Here is a 16,417-nt window from a genome sequence, read left to right as displayed (position 1 = left end):
CCTCCGAATCCGTCTGTGTTGGACCCAATTTTCAGGGTGAGTTTTTTTACGTTACCCAACACCTTGACTTTGGGTGTCGTGTACGATTTTTTTGATGATGGAGCCGATGTATGATTAGATTTTGTTTTCATAAGCCAGGTACTATTGAATGAAAAAGGTTGATAGAGTCATTGTCGAACTACTCGATAACTAAACGGTGTTGGCGCATTTGCCCCCTTTCCTCAACCGTGAGTACATAGACACCAGCCGATAGTTTGCCTACCGTTTTTAGCACGAGGTTGCCAGACTGAATGCTCGTTTTCTGAATAGGTAACAAGCGCGCATCGGTGCCGTAGAAGCGAACAGTGGCTGTTTCGGGCTCATCCAGACGGAGCGAAAACTGGCCATCGTGCCGAACCGGATTCGGAAAAACCCCGTAGCTATCATCGCGCAGAACCACCGAAACAGCCGGGAAAATTGTTGTTTTCCCGTTCAGGTCGATTTGCTTTAGACGGTAGTAACTAGTACCCGAGAAGGGAGTCAGATCAACCAGGGTGTAGTTTTTCAGCGCTTTGCTCGTGGCCCCCAGTTCAGCGATCTCACCTACTTTGGTGAATCCCTTCAGGTCTTTACTTCGCTCCACTACAAACCCTTTGTTGTTGGTTTCCAGTGACGTTGTCCAGCGAATGTCAACGGTACGGGTAGCAGGCGCGGCAGTAGCAGCAAAGGATACCAGCGTAACGGGGAGCGGGGCTGCTACATTCGTAACGGTATTGGCATTTAGGACGATAGCCCCTGTTATCGACAAGCCTCTTCCAATCAGGGTAGCACCGGTGTTTAGCGTGATCGCGCCATTGGTCAGGAAAGAGCCTTGCAGACTTGAACTGGTTCCGGCCACTAAAGCCCCATTGATCTGAAAGAACACATTACTGGCCAGGGCTCCATTCGTTAGTACAATGTTTGACGATGTACCGGTTGTCAGGGCGCTGTTTAACTTAATGACAAATATACCAGATCCGCTTAGCGTTAACGTACCGTTTAACGTAGTGGGCGATGCAGTAGGCTGGCAGGACACCCCTGGGCTAAGCGTTTGCCCGGTTAAGTCTGCGCTGATCGTGGTTCCACAGGTAGTAGTACTTAAATAATTGTAAGCAGTGACTATATCAAGGGCTGCCTGCTGGGCTTCAGAAGAACCCGGTAGTCGCGTGTTCCCGGTTACGAGTCCGGGTGGAAAACCGGTTAAAGCACCCACATTGGTTCCAATGTCGCCGTTTATCTGGGATACCCCAGAATTTGTAAACGCTCCATTTGCCGTGAATAAAGCGAAGTTTGTCGTAGTTCCTAAACTAGGAACTAAAGCTTGGCTAAGCCCCCTGTTCGCGGCAAATGACAAGAAAAATAACAGCAGGATGCGTAAATTTTTATTTTCCATAATATTAAGTTTGTATAACCGATAAATAGTTATACAAATCTGTCCGCCTTTTGGGCGTTTATTGTTATATAATTATATATATGATTTATACTATTCCCACATCTTCTAAAATAATACGTTTTTTGTGTTTAAGTTTCTTATAATAGGTTGGCGTTAAGCCTGTAACTTTCTTAAACTGGCTTGAAAGGTGTCCTACGCTGGAGTAATTAAGACTTTCGGCAATTTGAGTAAGATTAAGTTCATCATACAACAGAAGTTCTTTAACACGCTCGATCCTGTGAGCGATGATGAAATGTTCTACAGTAACACCAGTAACTTCTGAAAATAGGTTTGCCAGGTACGTATAATCATAGTCGAGCTGCTGAACCAGATAGTCCGAATGTTTCATCTTGGGGTGTTGCTCCGCATCACGAACCAGGAAGATAAGAGCTGTCTTGATTCGCTCTATTAATATGGCTCTCTTATCAGCCATCAGTTCGTGTCCAGATTTTAGCAAGGCGATTTTTAACTGCTCCCGTTGTTCTGTTGTAATGGGATTTTTAAGATCTACCTCCCCCAATTCAATCGATTTGTAAGCTATGTTGTGTTCGTCGAAAACGGCCTGAACTATTTTTTTGCAACACAGGCTAACCATGAATTTGATATGTAGTATCAAGGCATTTTTGGTTTAATGATGATCGTTTCTTTAGAATTAATAGATAGGTATATGAATATGTCTATTTGGCCAGAAGGGGCTCGTTCAAACTCGTTGCGGGACAGATAGCGTCTTCAGGAGATTTTTTTGATACGAAAAGTGGGATAATAAAGTGGGCAACAGCAGCCCGTCAATGCGTATGATCGGCTGGCTATTTGATACGGATGCGACGAGGCCAGTAAAGGAATAGGAAAAATTCGACGAACGGTGTAGTGAAAAAAAACTGGTACCGTACAATGCAGAGCAACGGCACCTACCGCCCCTCTTTCTCAACGCGTGAAATAAGTAGTCGTAAGTGACCGGTAATCACGCGTTTTTTAGACGTTAATACAAGTGAATATATGATTTTAAATAAATAGTTACTGTTTTTACGTTGACTTTAGCCCGACACTGCCCAGACCAAAGCGGTTTGCTCTCTTCTGGGGAGACTGATCCAGTTTGAAGTAGAGAAGGCTGGCGCTTGAGGTTGAATGCCCGAAGGTGGGGAAGAGGTCCATGTAAAACGCTTTGCCCCAAGGGAACAAAAAAAAGTCCTGACTCTTTCGAATCAGGACTTAGTTGGCGGTCCGGACGGGACTTCCATTTAAGTTTGAGTATCAACCACTTACAGCGTCTTTCCCTGTCGTGGTTGGTGGTTTGGCGGGGAGACCCCACGTGTTTGCCACCGACACGGCCCGTAGCCGCGTGGCCCATTCCTACCTTACGGCTTGATCTGGCGAGCTGGAACTACGTAGGTTCCGTTCTCTTCAGTGATCCCCAGCGTCTGCATAATTCCGATCAACTGACTGACGACTGGCTTAACATTGCCAACCTCGAAGCCTACCGGGTTACGCTTAACGACGACGGGTGCCTGCTGAAACTGATCGTGCTCGTAAGGGGTGATACTAGGAACGGGCGTTAGAAAATTTAGTTTCGCCAGTTCCTTGTAATCCCTGGCAATTTCCCGGTAGTCAGCTTTCATCTCCTTCATCTCCTCTTTGAGTTGGGCGATCTCTTCTTGAAGCTGCTGAATTCGATCCTCTTTCTCTTTAAGCTGCTCAACCGGAACAAAGGTATCCGGCACCGGGAAATCTTCGGGCCTTAGTCCCATGACCTGCGTAAGCGTTGGCGTGAACTCGTCGCCGTAATGTTCGGCCAGCGCCTGAAGCGTTTTGAACGTAACCTCGTTGCGCCCCACCATCATGTGATACAGGGTCATATCGGACAGGCCAATCTTCCCGGCGACCGCTTTGTATCCCCCTTTTTGAGAGTTCAGAAAAACACTAAGTGCTTCCCTGGCTCTTTCTTTTTTCATTTCCATACGTGAAAAAGTTTTAAACGTTTGTTTGCGCTTTCGTAAACGTTTGTTTATATTTGCTCAATGAGTTCAGCCTATCGGCCTTACAAACGTTTGTCAAACGTAAACAAGAATCATGAAAACCACAACAAAAAAGTACTCCACAGAGGCCAAACAGTTATTGTACGGCCAAATTAAAGGGTCTAGGTACACACAAGAAGTACGAACGGTACTCTTAGAGCAGGGTATTGTTTATGATCCGGGTTACATTCGTTTAGTGGTGACCAGCCCCGAAGCCGACTATAACGAGGTTATCTGGGACGCGGTGAAGCAAGTTGTTAAGAACCGCAAAGTGAACCACGACCTGCAAGCCGCCACCACCCAGGAGGTTCGGCAACTGATCGGCGCTTAACTCCCTAACACATGAGCCACACCGTTCAATGCCCTAAATGCGGGGCAGTAGATGACTATCGCACATCCAATTCGGGTCCGCACATTCGGGCTGACTGCAATAGCTGCGGATCGTTCATTAAGTTTTTACCTCAGCACAGCGAACCTATTTGCTACATCGGCAAGTACAAAGGCACCCCCATATCGGCCATTACCGATAAATCATGGCTGTTATGGGTGCTTGAAAATGTCATGATGAAAGGCACCGTTCGTCGGCAGTTGCACGAACGGCTGAATCAACTACCGTAATGAGTCAGACCCATTCTTTTTCCGTGGCGGTAGCTGAAAAGCTGGGGTTACGGGAGGCTATTTTTCTTAATCACTTCTCGTTCTGGCACCACCAAAACCGGGCCAATAAGCGCCATTATTTCGATGGTCACTACTGGACTTACAATACGGTGAAGTCATTCAATGAGCAGTACCCCTACCTCAGCCCAAAAGAAATTTGGGGCGTACTGGATCGGCTCGAAAAGGATGGGTACATCATGACCGGCAACTATAACGAAAAGAAAATGGACCGGACAAAATGGTACGCACTAACCGAAAAAGGCTGTTTACTGCTTTCTATACCATTTTCCCCGGAGGTAAAATGCATTTCCCTCTACAGTAAAATGGATTTTACCCTGTGGGAAATTCCATTTTCCCCCACGGGAAGAGCAATACCAGTTACTAACACATTACTAACCAATTCTAAACAGATAACTTTTTCCATACGGAAAAAGCAAAAGCCGCGCCGGACTCCTTTGGCAGTTAAGTCAGACAAAACCGCCTACCGGGAACGGGTAAAACTGACCGAACAGGAATACACGACGCTGATCGAAAAACACGGACAACAAATAACCGACCTCTGCCTCGACAAGCTCGATGCCTACAAACTGGCCAACGGCAAAAAGTACGCATCTGACTACGGAGCCATCAACCAGTGGGTACTAACCGCCGTCGCTGAAGATCAGCAGCGACTCAACCGCGGGCAACGTAACAACCAACCCCCCCCTGCCCAACGGGCCGCCCCAAATCCCAACGCCGAAACCTACAGCGACCTACGCGACCCGGAACGAGTAGCCGCCCTGGCTAACGCCCGATCAAACAGCCCTAAATCATCTACTACACAAACCTTACCTTTCTGATGAATAAGTTTACCATCTTCGCCGATTTCGCCCACACCGATAAGCCATTTTTTGTTACCCTCGAAAAAGTAGTCGAGCGGATCAAAACGGGGGCCATCAAAACCAAGATCGAAGAATTACGGACTTGCCTCGACCCAAAAGAAGCGTCCCGGCTCAAAAAGCTATTGCCCTGCATCTGTTTTTCAGGGCAGTTCATGCGCCGGGACGATGATAGCATGACCTCACACTCGGGCTTTATCGTGCTGGACTTCGACCATAAGCCCGAGAAATTCTACCCCGTTCGGGATGCCGTCGATTGGCAGGCCCGCCATGAGGGAACGCGGCTGATCGAAAGCCCGGACAAGCCCGGCTACTACGCGCTAAACATCGATAATCCGGGCCTGTTCCGCGATAGCTTGCAACAATACCCCTATCTAGCCTGCGCGTTCATATCGCCGTCCGGTACGGGCGTAAAGGCGGTTGCCCGGATACCCGCGGTAAAATCGCAGCACCGCGGCCATTACGCGGCCATCCTGCGGGAGTTTGAAGTACTGGACTCGACAAGCTGCAACGAAAGCCGTATATGCTTTGATAGCTACGATCCAAACATTTGGGTAGGCGATGAATTTGCCGAATTCACCGACTACATCGCCCCCGAAGATAAGGCCCGGCCCACGCCCCCGCCTACCGGCAAGACGGCGACCCGCACCGACTACGGGAAGCTGAATCTGTGCGCGGCCATGATTCGCAACTCAGCCGATGGGGGAAAGCACGAAACGTTACTAAAGGCGTCCCGGCTGGCTGGCGGTTACGTAGCTGCGGGGCTTATCGATGAGCTGGTAGCGATCCGAATGCTGGAGGCTGAGATTGAAAACAAGGCCAATGTCGATGACAAACAAACAGCCTTTCGCACCATCCGCGATGGGATCGAGTACGGGAAGCGGGTGCCGATCTACGAACAGACGCCGGAAGAGCAGCCCATCCCCAAGACCGAAACCCGCAACGGGGTTATCTACCTGGCTGATGTATGGGAGCTAATGGATGAGGGGTTTCATAAGGGAAAAGCCCGCGGAGAAACCACCCACTTCGAAGGTCTTGACGAACATTTTACCTGGAAAAAAGGCGAGCACACGCTGCTTTCGGGGCGTCCGGGATCGGGTAAATCCGAGTGGATCTTGCAGATGATGCTTATCAAATCGGTTTACGCCGGTTGGAAATGGGCCATCTTTAGCCCCGAGTCGTACCCCGCCGATGAGTTCTACGATACGCTGATTCATACCCTCGTCGGTAAATCGACCGATCCGACTTATAAGGGGCAAATGACCTTAGACGAGTACGAGCAGGGGGCTAACTTTATTCAGCAACACTTCTTTTTCATCTACCCCGATACCTCCCACACCATCGAAGAGGTAGAGGCTAATATGCTTCACCTCCACCAGAAACACGGGTTGGCGGGTGTTCTGATTGACCCGTTCAACCAATTGAGCCGGGACTTTTCGATGCGGGACGATCAGTACTTGGAAGTATTCGTATCGACCCGGCAACGCATGGCCCGTGAGCATCAACTGTGCTATATCACCGTGGCTCACCCTAAGCCGATGCAGAAGAACAAGGATGGGGAATACGACGTAGTAGACGCCTACGACATCGCCAACGGGGCCATGTGGATCAACAAGACCGACAACTTTATCAGCGTCTACCGGCCTAACCAGAGCCGGGAGCCAAAGGACACCAGCGTAGAGATTCACGTCAAGAAGATTAAGCGTCAGAAGCTCGTCGGTACGCCGGGTAGTGTGTTCTGGACATTCGACCGCAAAACCAACCGCTACTACGAAGACGGCAAAAGCCCACTCAGCCAGGTAGCTATCATGCACCACGTCAACGCGAACAATAACTAATAGCCATGCAACTACGATCCCGCTACCGTCAGCAGCCCGAACCTCTACCACCCGCGCCCGCGGCTAAACCAGCCCCACCCCGGCCGGAGCCGGTTGCTATAGTCGCCCTGCCCTCTACGCTGCCCGTTGTGCATGTGCCGCGGTATTTATGCCACCTATGGGAGCTATTCCCGCCTGCCCCAAAAGTTTGGAATAAGATAGCTGTGGCCAAAGTAATCTGTCCCGAATCTCACCAAAAACTAATTGGCCATGAACACCACTAAACGCCCCAACTTCGAGAGCATGACCCTGCTAGGTATCAATAATTACCTTAAATCAGAAGAAGAAAAACAGGAGCCTAATCCGGAATGAATTAAACTCCTGACCAACCTCCGCAACGCCAAAGAAATCCAACTCAGTAAGCCCGCCAAGAAATGAATATAGCCGACGAGACCCCATCCACATACGGCAAGCTGCGCACCGAGATAGTGATTCCAAATGAGGTAACCCCCAGCCTTAACGAATTGCTACGCAAGAATGGGCGCTTTGTCGAGGTATCCCTGCGAAAGAGGTTTGAATGGTTAATCGCAGCCGCAACCCGTAATCAGCACAAAGGCCCGGTACGGCTCGAACTATACCGCCACTGTTCCGGCCAAAGCCTCGATGATGACAATTACCGGGGCGGGGCAAAGCCACTTGTTGATGCCCTAGTACGGCGGGGCGTACTCGCAGAAGATACCAACGAGGTATTGGTTGAGCGCCACTATGAACAGGTAAAGATTAAGCGCAACGGGCCTAAAATGATGGTCATTGTGATAACGGATTTGTAAATTGTTTTTCACGTTAAACCAGTAATTCTATGTTACAGTACAATTGTGTTTTTGATTCAGACGGGATCGATACACCCGTAAAAAGTGAGTGCGTGATGCACTTTATTGATGATAGTATTTTACAGCTTGTAGTTACGAAATCAAATAATGGTAGCTACGCTATTAACATTACCACCAACGATCCGCCAGCCGAGCGAGAATTAAGGGGTTTAAAATTTGAAGCGGTCAAGGATGGGTTTCGTATTGATGTAACTAATAAATCCGATTTGGAAAAAGTTATTGGTGCGCTTGGTATGAGCGTTGTTTCGCTGAGAATGTTTGAAGAGGACCACACCGCCGAATCGATCAGTGAAACAGGGTATGGCTATTCCGCAAGATTATATGAAAGCGTCTTTAATAAAGATGGCGAGCCGATAACTGAATCGAAGTTATTCGATGAAAATAATATGGCACTTTCGCTACCTGAAATACCAACACCACCCGTACGCCCGCTTGAAATTGTTCAGCCTAAAAACAGGAAAGAGATGCGGGAATTTAACCACCTACGCATCAGTAACCTGCAATCGTTTCTCGATCAGTATTTCAATAACCTGGATTATTACGATTCGCCATTTACGGTACTGGCTGGTTTAGAGGCTGAGGTAAAGTTTACCAACGACCCGCCTAAAGTAGTACTGGCTTCGTACAAGCCTGACGGCGAAATGATATTCAACCTGATACGCGTCTACGAGGACACCCACCACCGGCGAATCGTAGAATACGAGTTCAGTACATCAATCTCGTAACATAGACTGAATGCTTAAAACCCGGCTGCGTTGTGGTCGGGTTTTTTTGTTGCCTACCGAAAAATCAATTATTAACAAATGTTTACTAATATTTAAACGTTTGTTAGGATTTCTATAAACGTTTGTTTACCTTTGAATCATCAAACAGAGCAACACACGCTCAGACGAGGATAGACCCAGGCGACCCCTGGCGGAAAGCGCACCCGACACGAATGCTGCACCCTCCTGAGACTGAAGCCTGAGCGATACGACATAGCGTACATGGCCCCGGCAGGGGGCCGACAGGCGAGGCAAACTGGTATAGAGCCCAGACACAGCACCTAGGAAATAAATAATTATATACTGTTCAGTAGCTCAGCGGTAGAGCAGTTGCAAAACTCGCGGTGAGGTTGTCTGACGCAAGGCAATGAGTGAGATAATTCGACAGCAGGTCGCTGGTTCAAATCCAGCCTGAACAGCTAATCTTTAACACGACTAATCACGATGGAAATTACAGGTACAGTGCTTAAAAGTTTACCGAAGGAGACGATTGAAGGCAAGAAAGGCCCGCTCGTTAAACGCGGCATGGTCATCGAAACGCTGGGGCAATACCCCAAACAGGTAGCTATCGAGTTTTGGGGCGACAAAGGTGACGACTTGATGAAGCTCAAGAAGGGGCAGGAGGTAACTGTGGCGTTCGACCTGTCCAGCCGCGAGCATAACGGACGGTACTTTACATCCGTGTCTGGCTATAAGATCACGCCAGCGGGCGATTCAGAAGTAGGCGCACCCAAAGCGAAGCCGCCCGTACAACGCACGGTTGAGCCAGATCCCGTACATAACGGGTCATTTGGGAATGATGAGGACGATCAGCTACCGTTTTGATATTGAGAGTTCAGTTTGTTTTCATGTAGTATAGGGTTTAGGAATCACGAGTAATCGCCCCTGGCTGTGTCGGGGGCGATTCTGTTTCCAGGCCCGTAGATAACACACCAGACAAGATGACAACGCTCGAATTTCTCAAAGAAGCTGAAGCGTGGCTTTGCTTCAACACTCACCCCTCGCCTGAACAGATAAGTGAGTTCAAGCGGTCACTACGAGAGCAAATAGCTCAGCTTGAAGCGGAACCGACGCGGCACACGATGGATGAGATTATCCAGCAGATAGCTGATAGCGACATACGCCCCAACTACAAGATTATATCTACCGCAGCCATTAACCACCTAAGCCGACAAAAGCCATGACAACCAATCACACCAACCACCTGCCCGCTATCGGTAGCGTGGGCATGAAGCTACGCAGCGGGCGACCCTTCCGCGCTGGCGACCGGATTATCTACGACGACTACGGCATTGAACACCAAACGTCGTTCGTCAAGAAAGACGGTAAAACGCGCTCGATCATCATGCTACGCGGACAACAGCGTAGCGTATTCAATCACAGAATCCAGCACGAACCATCATGAGCGCAGACTACAGCAAGCAACTAGCCGAAATACGGGAGCGACTGGCTCTTATGAACATAGACGAGCTAAGGGCAACAATTGATGTTATGAGCCACGTCGGTAATCGTAATATTCGAAACCAAGCGTTCAAAGCCAGTTGCGCCTATGCACTCAAGAATATGGTATCGGCTGAGTCCGGACTCAGCCTGCCTCTTGAAGTATATCTAGCCCTGCCGCAAATGCTTCAGGACGAAGCCAACTCGCGCCTGTAATATGAACACCACAGCCGCGCCATCACTTAGCGAGTTCTGGGCAGGGTGCCGGGTTGAGGGACACCTATTGTTTCTCCCCGATACGCCCTTACCCAAGAAGCTCTATACCGAACAGGTCTACCGCCCTTTGCTGAACCTGGGCGGGGAGTGGGTCAAGCCAGTGCAAGCCTGGCGGTTTCCGTTCAACCCCACCGAACGCCTGGCTGAATTTCGGGCGGGGGTATTTACCAAGCTGGATAGTAAGTACCACTACTTTTCTACCCCCGCCTGGCTAAGTCACAACCTGTTTCAGTTCGCCCAGGAGTGCGGTATTCGCCCCTGGGAACTGCATGACGTACGGACGGCAAAGGTAGGCGATCCATCAGCCGGACGGGGCGACCTGCTCAAGCGGCTGCGGCTGGAAGGGTACACCAACCTGTACTACTATGAGCTAATGCCTGAGAATCGGCAGATACTCGAACGGGAGGTCAAGCGGCTCGGCATGAACGCTACCTACCTGGGTGACGACTTTGAGAAAGGCACGGAGACGGGGTTTGATCTGCTACTGGCTAATCCGCCCTTTCGGCACGAAAAGCGCCACATCGATAGGATGCTGGACGTGCTTGTGCCAGGCGGGCTGCTGCTGTGCATCACGTCCCCCAAGCTCTACGACGATCGGGCGTTCCAGGATCGACTGGACGGGCGGTGCCTGTTGTGGGAAATGCGCCTGCTCGAATCGGACAAGGACGATCCGATTTTCGAGGGTACGAATATTGGCTGCGTGATGCTGGTCGCCCGTAAGTCATGTAAGCAGGCAGCCCCCGCCACCCCGCCGAGCGCTAAGCAGGCAGGTCAACTATCACTTGTATAACACCCCTTCTACACCTATGAGCCTAGCACATTACTTAACCCGCACCGGCATACCCGCTAGTGCGGTGCTTCGCTATCAGCCCGGCCGGGCCTGTATCGAACAGACCTACCGGCACCTCGCACTAGGCGGGGCAAACGGGTATTTCCCGGCCAGCGAGAAGTATTGCCTGGATATTTTCAACGCTTAACACGCAAGGATATGCCCGCGCCAAAGATTAATGAAGTTTTTGTAACAAACTTTTGGGGGCCGCCCGAAGTCTGCATGGTTAAGTCCGTCACTAGCGACCTTGTCATTATTGTGCGACTTGAAGCTGTGTTTGAAGATGATTTGGTTCACGCTTGTCTTACTAAAAAGGAAGTTGAGCGCCTACGATACCAGGTATTGCACACCTCAAAATGGTACCCCAATCATGGCACTCCCGCCTAACCTCAACGCGCCCGCCGTGCCCATCGGCACGGTGCTCAACTTCTGCTACGAACGCGAGACGGTAGCGGGCGTCGTGCTGACGGAGCCGGGCGATTTTGGCCAGCAGCTGGTCGCCGATCGGCGGGAACCGTTTCGGCAGTTTCGCGCCGTCATTGCCGCGCTCGTCAGGCCCGCCACGAAATGGCCCGCGCACATGGGCTTTTACTACCCCACAACCGAAGAGACGGCCAGCGGGGAGGAAGTGCAGCGATTGCTTGCCGCGTGGCAGGCGTACAAGGAGAAAGAGAACGCAAGAGCAAAACCCGAAGCAGTATGAAAACAGGAGCCGAATTAATCGCCATTGAGCGAGAAGAACACACATCAAAACACGAATGGACGCCGGAACACGACGACGCGTATACGTATGGCGAATTACCTACAGCCGCTATAGCCTGCATAGTAATGGATGAGGACTTGCGGTATAATACTGTCGCCGGGCCTTTATATCCGTTGGATGTATGGCCATGGGGGCAAGACGACTACTACAACAACATTCTAAAGAAAGACCGCATCGGGCAACTTACCGTAGCGGGCGCGCTTATCGCTGCGGAGATTGATAGGTTACAACGACTGGCCTCTGCCGATTAACACGCACAACAATTTGAGAGGAGTTCGCAAAGGCCGGGGCATTGCTTCGGCTCTTTCTTTCTCCGCTCGTTAACCGATAGAGACACGATGAATGAGGAAAAAACAATGACCGTAGATGAGGCTTTAGCCAAAGGGTTTAGTCTCTGTATTAGAGATGGTTATTCTTATGTAGAGGACCTCGATGATGTAGATGAAGAGGATCTACGCGATTTCGCCTACTGGATTTGCGAAACCGAGCCGGTAAAGTTCACGATTGACGCTCGTACAATCAGGGGGTTAATCGAAGATTATGTAGAAGGACGCGAAGATATAAGCGACGAAAGTTTCGATGTTATTGATAGGGTTAAATTAATACCAGAAACGGCCCTTAATGCCCTTGCGCAAGAGATTAACAAGGTATATGAGGACTTGACGTACTGGACGCCGACTAGCGTTCGGGTGATTCCCTAGTAAGCAACTTTTTCAGGTGTGGATAGCAAAAGACCGGAGCAATCGCCCCGGTCTTTTTTGTGCCCCGCGCCGTAAACCCCGATACGCAAGATGGAAACCAAATACGAAGAACTAGAAAAGATCGAGGGTAAAACCTGCGAGACGTGCCGGAATATTGAACTAGGGATTCCGGATGGACACATCTGTGAATACTACATGTTTTGGATAGCGCCATCAGATACAGCCTGCGAAAGCCACTTAGAATAACCACCCCCACACCATGACCCTACTAGCCGCTTACCTGCGAATCACCCTGCGCCGGGAACAGCCCGGACACGTTCACGACCTCTACGATTTCATGCGAAAACTCGAGTACAGTTTTCAGTACGCACCCGAGCACGGACAGGACCACGCGTGCTGGAAAGCCCGCCCGACGCACATAAATGCACCACGGCGCGCGTTCGCGGCCCGAGTGGTACGATTCCTCACCCGCGTAAAAGATAACGCCGTAGATCGCGTTTTTGCGCTTCCCGGCTATTGGCCCGCCTGGGAGAAAGGGGAGGGGGATGTCCGCTAGACGCAGACCTCCGCACCCTGTGTTGCTGCTGCCCGTGTTCGCCCTCGTGCTGCTGGCCGGGCTACTCGTCTGGCAGTGCTACAGCCGCTGGCCGGTAGCGACCGTAGCCGTTGCCGTAACCGGGCTGTCCGGGGTAATTGTTGCGCCGTTTTTGAGAACGTATAACCAAAACCGTTAGAGACATGAACTTCCCCCTGTTTTGCTACATACTAAACGATAACCTGGCTTTCGAGCCTGCGGCTACCTATGATCCTGATGATTGGAAGGAAGATCAGCAGGATTGGTACACTGACTTTAAAGAGACGTATTGGGCTACCGATGCGGGCCTTAGCGATAAGGAGCGGGTTATCGGCTGGATGCGTGAATCATTCTTCGATGTCACGTTCAACACGCACCGATTTGCGCTCAAAGTAAAAGATGAGTGGACTGATGCGTCAATTCAAAAGCCGCCTAAGAACCTGGGCGTGTTGGTATTCCTGCCAAAAGAAGACGGACATATCACGTCCGGCATGTGGGATGTTGACGATAAGTGGGTGCTACTAGACGAATGCCGTGTACCTGACACGCCTGTTACCCACTGGCAGCTATTACCCGAACCTCCAAAAGACTATACACTATGAACAAACTCCTCACCCTTGCCGCCCGCGTTGCCCTGAGCGACCGGGCGGTGAACGTCGCGCTAACCCTGCTGGGCTGGGGCGTGGTGTTCTACGCTGTCTGGTGGTTGCTGGCTCAATACACCGCCCTGATGGGTATACCGCGATGATACCCCGTAACGCTGTCGCCCAACGTAAAGTATTAGACGCGCTTATGGCGGCTTATCCGCAGCCGAAAACGCTGGCTGAATTATCCGCCGAAACGGGAATCTTCTACCATAGCGTTTCCCGTATCTGTATCGCCTTTGCCGAGGCCGGTCTCGTTACCCGCACGTTCGGCAGGCAAAACATGCGCTACATCACGTACTGCCCTGAGCATAACGCGACCGTTGAAAGTCCCGCGCTGACCCGCCTGTTCGATGCACTGAAGCAACAGCGAAAGCCGCGCACAATAGACGATATAGCCGAGTCGGCTAATCTGTCGCCCTCGTACGCCTATCACCTCGTGCGGGAGCTAAAGAGCCGGGGGCGTATCGATACGATCCGTCGCAAGGGACACAAGACCAAACGACTCTACCGACTCAAGACCGCCACGCCATGACTGCCTTCTACGCCCATACCCAGCTTCGCGCACTGGCTGTGCTGACCGCCCGCTACCCTGACGCGATGGGGCTTACCGAGTTGGCAGCAGTGATTGACGCCACGTACTTCCATACCGCGCACGTGGTACGGGATCTGGTCGAGCGGGGACTGGTCGAGAAGTTGCCTCGCATCGACAACCGCAACCAGTTCCGATACTGCCCGGCGCATAACGCCAGCAAGCCCGAAGCTGCTACCGTGCGGGCCTTGCGCCTGTTTCGGGAGCAGCGCGTTAGCAGCTCGGTTGATTTAGCCCGAGAGTTAAATCTCAGCAAGTCCCACTCAACCAGGATCATCCGCAGGCTCCGCAATCGGGGCTTGATCGAAGCCCGACGCCGGTCGGGACGGATCGAGCCGATACAGTACCGAATCAAGAACACCTAACCACACGTAACACGATGAGCAACCTAGTATATCAGACCGGCAATATCCGCATTTTTCACGGCGATAACATGGCGGCAATGGCGCAGATGAAGGATAAGCAATATAGCTTAGCTATAGTCGATCCGCCGTATGGGATAGGAGCCGCTTATTGAGTCCAACGCGGAACTGCATCGACATCTGATTAATTTGATAAAGTCACTGTAAATGAGTATATTAAGGGTATGGCACTAGCCGACATAATCAACCACGTACTCCCGTTTGTGACGGGGGCCGTAAGCGGGGCGATCCTCTACGTTTCGTTCGAGAACTTTTGGGTAGCGCATCAGCGCAAGGCGAAGAAGAAAAACTAAAACAGACGATGAGACCCACACTTAGACGATTAATGAGCAAGCAAAAGGTTAAGCGCAGAGACGTTACCTACGCTTGCATTATGGCAGATGGGTTAAAGATGACTCGGCGCGACATGATTGCTTTTAAGCAAGGACTGTTACCTCACACAAAGCGGAACCCCTATAAAGAGGGTAGTCGAGATTGGGATATGTGGCACAATGGAAAGTGCGAAAGGCGAGATTATGATTACATGAATCAGTAATACACACATGACACGAACATACACTCAGGATATTTGCAACGCAGAAGGCGATTTGTTAGACGACGACCTCTTAGTATTAACCGTAGAGGACTGGCTAGTGGAATATAAGGACAAATGCTTTTCTACAAACGACGGGAGCGGGTATTGGGTACAGGACAATCTGTACTGTCCGACCGACGAGGTATTTTCTTCCGAGCCTCAAGACGCTACACATGTGGCTTGGTTCGCTAAATAGCTATGATCACCGTCGTTAACCGCCACAAACACAAGCCCTCCGCCGATGACGTGTATATCGGCAGGCCATCCTTGCTGGGCAACCCGGCGAAGATGGACGGTGAAGCGGACCGCGAGCGGGTGATTGAACTGTACAGACTGTACATAAACGCGGCTATTGCCCGGCGCGATGTAAACATCTGTGCGGAGCTGAACCGCCTCTACGCCAAAGCGAAACAGGGCAATCTGAACCTCGTTTGCTACTGCAAACCCAAAGCCTGTCACGGCGATGTGATAAAGGAAATTCTGGAAAGTAAACTAAACAGATGATGAGGAAGAAATTGAGCAAAGCTGAAATTAAGGCGTGGTACTTAGATGAGGTGCTAACATTTGCCATAGCGCTTGTTGACGAGGAGACCCCTGCCCACTTTGAACTCGAAGAGATAGAAGAGCTGGAAAGGCAAAGAAATGATCTGGTTGCTCGTCTCAAGGTAGACTACGATAAGCACCACACGGCACATGAAAAGTTAGACGCTCGCCTGACTAACGCCCGCTATTGACATGCATAAGCACCTGAGTTACGAAACCGCCCGCGCCCTGGGCGGTGCCGGGGTGCGGGTTGCGAGCGAGTACAGCTACTGCCCGGCAGGGAACGTAACCCCGCTGTGCTTGACTAGCGAGATTGAGCCGCTGCGCGCTGCGGGTAACGAGATCGTCCCTGCGCCGGATCTGGTCGAGCTACTGGCGGTGCTGTCGGTGAGTCTGTGCGATGGGGCAGACTTGATTATTGGCCCGGAAGAGCGAGGGGGTCAGCTTGTATGGGATATGTACTACTACCACATATGGAGTGGGCGGACAGCACATTTCACGAGCCACACCTCACCCGTCGAAGCGGCCGGGCTGCTGCTGCTGGAGCTGGCCAGAAAGGAAATCAAACCAACGCCGACCGGGCGGTAAGCG

General features: G+C 50.9%; 28 protein-coding genes and 1 tRNA gene. 26 read left to right on the top strand and 3 right to left on the bottom strand.

The window, feature by feature from the left end:
• Positions 1–178: 178 nt before the first annotated feature.
• The 3 genes from B1C80_RS07665 to B1C80_RS07655 all read right to left on the bottom strand — a co-directional run bounded on the left by B1C80_RS07665 (position 179) and on the right by B1C80_RS07655 (position 3,405).
• Positions 179–1,411, bottom strand: coding sequence for an ice-binding family protein (locus B1C80_RS07665; protein ID WP_077920472.1), 1,233 nt, complete (start codon positions 1,409–1,411; stop codon positions 179–181).
• A gap of 85 nt (positions 1,412–1,496) precedes the next feature.
• Complete coding sequence (locus B1C80_RS07660) at positions 1,497–2,045, bottom strand: AraC family transcriptional regulator (protein ID WP_236648674.1); 549 nt, start codon at positions 2,043–2,045, stop codon at positions 1,497–1,499.
• A 760-nt stretch (positions 2,046–2,805) separates the two neighbouring features.
• Positions 2,806–3,405 carry a hypothetical protein gene (locus tag B1C80_RS07655; protein ID WP_077920470.1) on the bottom strand — a complete coding sequence of 200 codons (600 nt, stop codon included), beginning with the start codon at positions 3,403–3,405 and terminating at the stop codon, positions 2,806–2,808.
• Between the two features lie 112 nt (positions 3,406–3,517).
• On the opposite strand from B1C80_RS07655, the gene B1C80_RS07650 reads away from it, so the two are divergent.
• The 26 genes from B1C80_RS07650 to B1C80_RS07540 all read left to right on the top strand — a co-directional run bounded on the left by B1C80_RS07650 (position 3,518) and on the right by B1C80_RS07540 (position 16,414).
• The gene (locus B1C80_RS07650) at positions 3,518–3,793 is read left to right on the top strand and encodes a hypothetical protein (RefSeq protein WP_077920469.1); all 276 of its coding nucleotides are present in this window, start codon (positions 3,518–3,520) and stop codon (positions 3,791–3,793) included.
• 11 nt (positions 3,794–3,804) lie between these two features.
• Positions 3,805–4,080 (top strand): hypothetical protein, encoded by a 276-nt coding sequence (locus B1C80_RS07645; protein WP_077920468.1) that lies wholly within the window; start codon positions 3,805–3,807, stop codon positions 4,078–4,080.
• Positions 4,080–4,958, top strand: a complete 879-nt coding sequence (locus tag B1C80_RS07640; RefSeq protein ID WP_077920467.1) for a helix-turn-helix transcriptional regulator — start codon at positions 4,080–4,082, stop codon at positions 4,956–4,958. Before B1C80_RS07645 ends, B1C80_RS07640 begins: the two co-directional genes overlap by 1 nt.
• On the top strand, positions 4,958–6,835 hold the full coding sequence (locus B1C80_RS07635; RefSeq protein ID WP_077920466.1) for a BT4734/BF3469 family protein: 1,878 nt from the start codon (positions 4,958–4,960) through the stop codon (positions 6,833–6,835). The genes B1C80_RS07640 and B1C80_RS07635 overlap by 1 nt, the downstream gene beginning before the upstream one ends.
• Positions 6,836–7,248: 413 nt before the next feature.
• The gene (locus B1C80_RS07630; RefSeq protein ID WP_077920465.1) at positions 7,249–7,644 is read left to right on the top strand and encodes a hypothetical protein; all 396 of its coding nucleotides are present in this window, start codon (positions 7,249–7,251) and stop codon (positions 7,642–7,644) included.
• A 29-nt stretch (positions 7,645–7,673) separates the two neighbouring features.
• Positions 7,674–8,429, top strand: coding sequence for a hypothetical protein (locus B1C80_RS07625; RefSeq protein WP_077920464.1), 756 nt, complete (start codon positions 7,674–7,676; stop codon positions 8,427–8,429).
• Positions 8,430–8,772: 343 nt separating this feature from the next.
• Positions 8,773–8,887, top strand: a tRNA-OTHER gene (locus tag B1C80_RS28275).
• A gap of 25 nt (positions 8,888–8,912) precedes the next feature.
• Positions 8,913–9,293 (top strand): DUF3127 domain-containing protein, encoded by a 381-nt coding sequence (locus tag B1C80_RS07620; protein WP_077920463.1) that lies wholly within the window; start codon positions 8,913–8,915, stop codon positions 9,291–9,293.
• A 116-nt stretch (positions 9,294–9,409) separates the two neighbouring features.
• Positions 9,410–9,652, top strand: a complete 243-nt coding sequence (locus tag B1C80_RS07615; RefSeq protein WP_077920462.1) for a hypothetical protein — start codon at positions 9,410–9,412, stop codon at positions 9,650–9,652.
• Positions 9,649–9,873, top strand: a complete 225-nt coding sequence (locus B1C80_RS07610; protein WP_077920461.1) for a hypothetical protein — start codon at positions 9,649–9,651, stop codon at positions 9,871–9,873. Before B1C80_RS07615 ends, B1C80_RS07610 begins: the two co-directional genes overlap by 4 nt.
• Entirely contained in the window at positions 9,870–10,124 is a 255-nt protein-coding gene (locus B1C80_RS07605; protein ID WP_077920460.1) for a hypothetical protein, read from the top strand. Before B1C80_RS07610 ends, B1C80_RS07605 begins: the two co-directional genes overlap by 4 nt.
• Before the next feature lies 1 nt (position 10,125).
• On the top strand, positions 10,126–10,974 hold the full coding sequence (locus B1C80_RS07600; protein ID WP_139361609.1) for a class I SAM-dependent methyltransferase: 849 nt from the start codon (positions 10,126–10,128) through the stop codon (positions 10,972–10,974).
• Positions 10,975–10,990: 16 nt separating this feature from the next.
• The gene (locus tag B1C80_RS28385) at positions 10,991–11,161 is read left to right on the top strand and encodes a hypothetical protein (protein WP_161492729.1); all 171 of its coding nucleotides are present in this window, start codon (positions 10,991–10,993) and stop codon (positions 11,159–11,161) included.
• Between the two features lie 222 nt (positions 11,162–11,383).
• Entirely contained in the window at positions 11,384–11,716 is a 333-nt protein-coding gene (locus B1C80_RS07595) for a hypothetical protein (protein WP_077920458.1), read from the top strand.
• The gene (locus B1C80_RS07590; RefSeq protein WP_077920457.1) at positions 11,713–12,027 is read left to right on the top strand and encodes a hypothetical protein; all 315 of its coding nucleotides are present in this window, start codon (positions 11,713–11,715) and stop codon (positions 12,025–12,027) included. The genes B1C80_RS07595 and B1C80_RS07590 overlap by 4 nt, the downstream gene beginning before the upstream one ends.
• A gap of 87 nt (positions 12,028–12,114) precedes the next feature.
• Positions 12,115–12,477, top strand: coding sequence for a hypothetical protein (locus B1C80_RS07585; RefSeq protein WP_077920456.1), 363 nt, complete (start codon positions 12,115–12,117; stop codon positions 12,475–12,477).
• A 259-nt stretch (positions 12,478–12,736) separates the two neighbouring features.
• On the top strand, positions 12,737–13,033 hold the full coding sequence (locus B1C80_RS07580; protein ID WP_077920455.1) for a hypothetical protein: 297 nt from the start codon (positions 12,737–12,739) through the stop codon (positions 13,031–13,033).
• Between the two features lie 182 nt (positions 13,034–13,215).
• Positions 13,216–13,653: a hypothetical protein gene (locus B1C80_RS07575; RefSeq protein WP_077920454.1), complete on the top strand. Its 438-nt coding sequence runs from the start codon at positions 13,216–13,218 to the stop codon at positions 13,651–13,653.
• Positions 13,650–13,799 carry a hypothetical protein gene (locus tag B1C80_RS28380; protein ID WP_161492728.1) on the top strand — a complete coding sequence of 50 codons (150 nt, stop codon included), beginning with the start codon at positions 13,650–13,652 and terminating at the stop codon, positions 13,797–13,799. The genes B1C80_RS07575 and B1C80_RS28380 overlap by 4 nt, the downstream gene beginning before the upstream one ends.
• A 44-nt stretch (positions 13,800–13,843) precedes the next feature.
• On the top strand, positions 13,844–14,230 hold the full coding sequence (locus B1C80_RS07570) for a helix-turn-helix domain-containing protein (protein WP_077920453.1): 387 nt from the start codon (positions 13,844–13,846) through the stop codon (positions 14,228–14,230).
• Positions 14,227–14,652 (top strand): MarR family transcriptional regulator, encoded by a 426-nt coding sequence (locus B1C80_RS07565; protein WP_077920452.1) that lies wholly within the window; start codon positions 14,227–14,229, stop codon positions 14,650–14,652. Before B1C80_RS07570 ends, B1C80_RS07565 begins: the two co-directional genes overlap by 4 nt.
• 14 nt (positions 14,653–14,666) lie before the next feature.
• Positions 14,667–14,804: a hypothetical protein gene (locus B1C80_RS28375; RefSeq protein ID WP_161492727.1), complete on the top strand. Its 138-nt coding sequence runs from the start codon at positions 14,667–14,669 to the stop codon at positions 14,802–14,804.
• 69 nt (positions 14,805–14,873) lie between these two features.
• On the top strand, positions 14,874–15,002 hold the full coding sequence (locus tag B1C80_RS28870) for a hypothetical protein (protein ID WP_255376566.1): 129 nt from the start codon (positions 14,874–14,876) through the stop codon (positions 15,000–15,002).
• Between the two features lie 479 nt (positions 15,003–15,481).
• Positions 15,482–15,787: a DUF4326 domain-containing protein gene (locus B1C80_RS07550; RefSeq protein WP_077920449.1), complete on the top strand. Its 306-nt coding sequence runs from the start codon at positions 15,482–15,484 to the stop codon at positions 15,785–15,787.
• The gene (locus B1C80_RS07545; RefSeq protein ID WP_077920448.1) at positions 15,784–16,017 is read left to right on the top strand and encodes a hypothetical protein; all 234 of its coding nucleotides are present in this window, start codon (positions 15,784–15,786) and stop codon (positions 16,015–16,017) included. The genes B1C80_RS07550 and B1C80_RS07545 overlap by 4 nt, the downstream gene beginning before the upstream one ends.
• A gap of 1 nt (position 16,018) precedes the next feature.
• Complete coding sequence (locus B1C80_RS07540) at positions 16,019–16,414, top strand: hypothetical protein (RefSeq protein ID WP_077920447.1); 396 nt, start codon at positions 16,019–16,021, stop codon at positions 16,412–16,414.
• The last annotated feature ends 3 nt before the right edge of the window (positions 16,415–16,417 follow it).

It is taken from the genome of Spirosoma sp. 209, assembly GCF_002006735.1.
Taxonomy (GTDB): domain Bacteria; phylum Bacteroidota; class Bacteroidia; order Cytophagales; family Spirosomataceae; genus Spirosoma; species Spirosoma sordidisoli.
The sequence above is the reverse complement of the archived record's forward strand: the minus strand, read 5'-3'. Positions and strand labels throughout refer to the sequence as shown.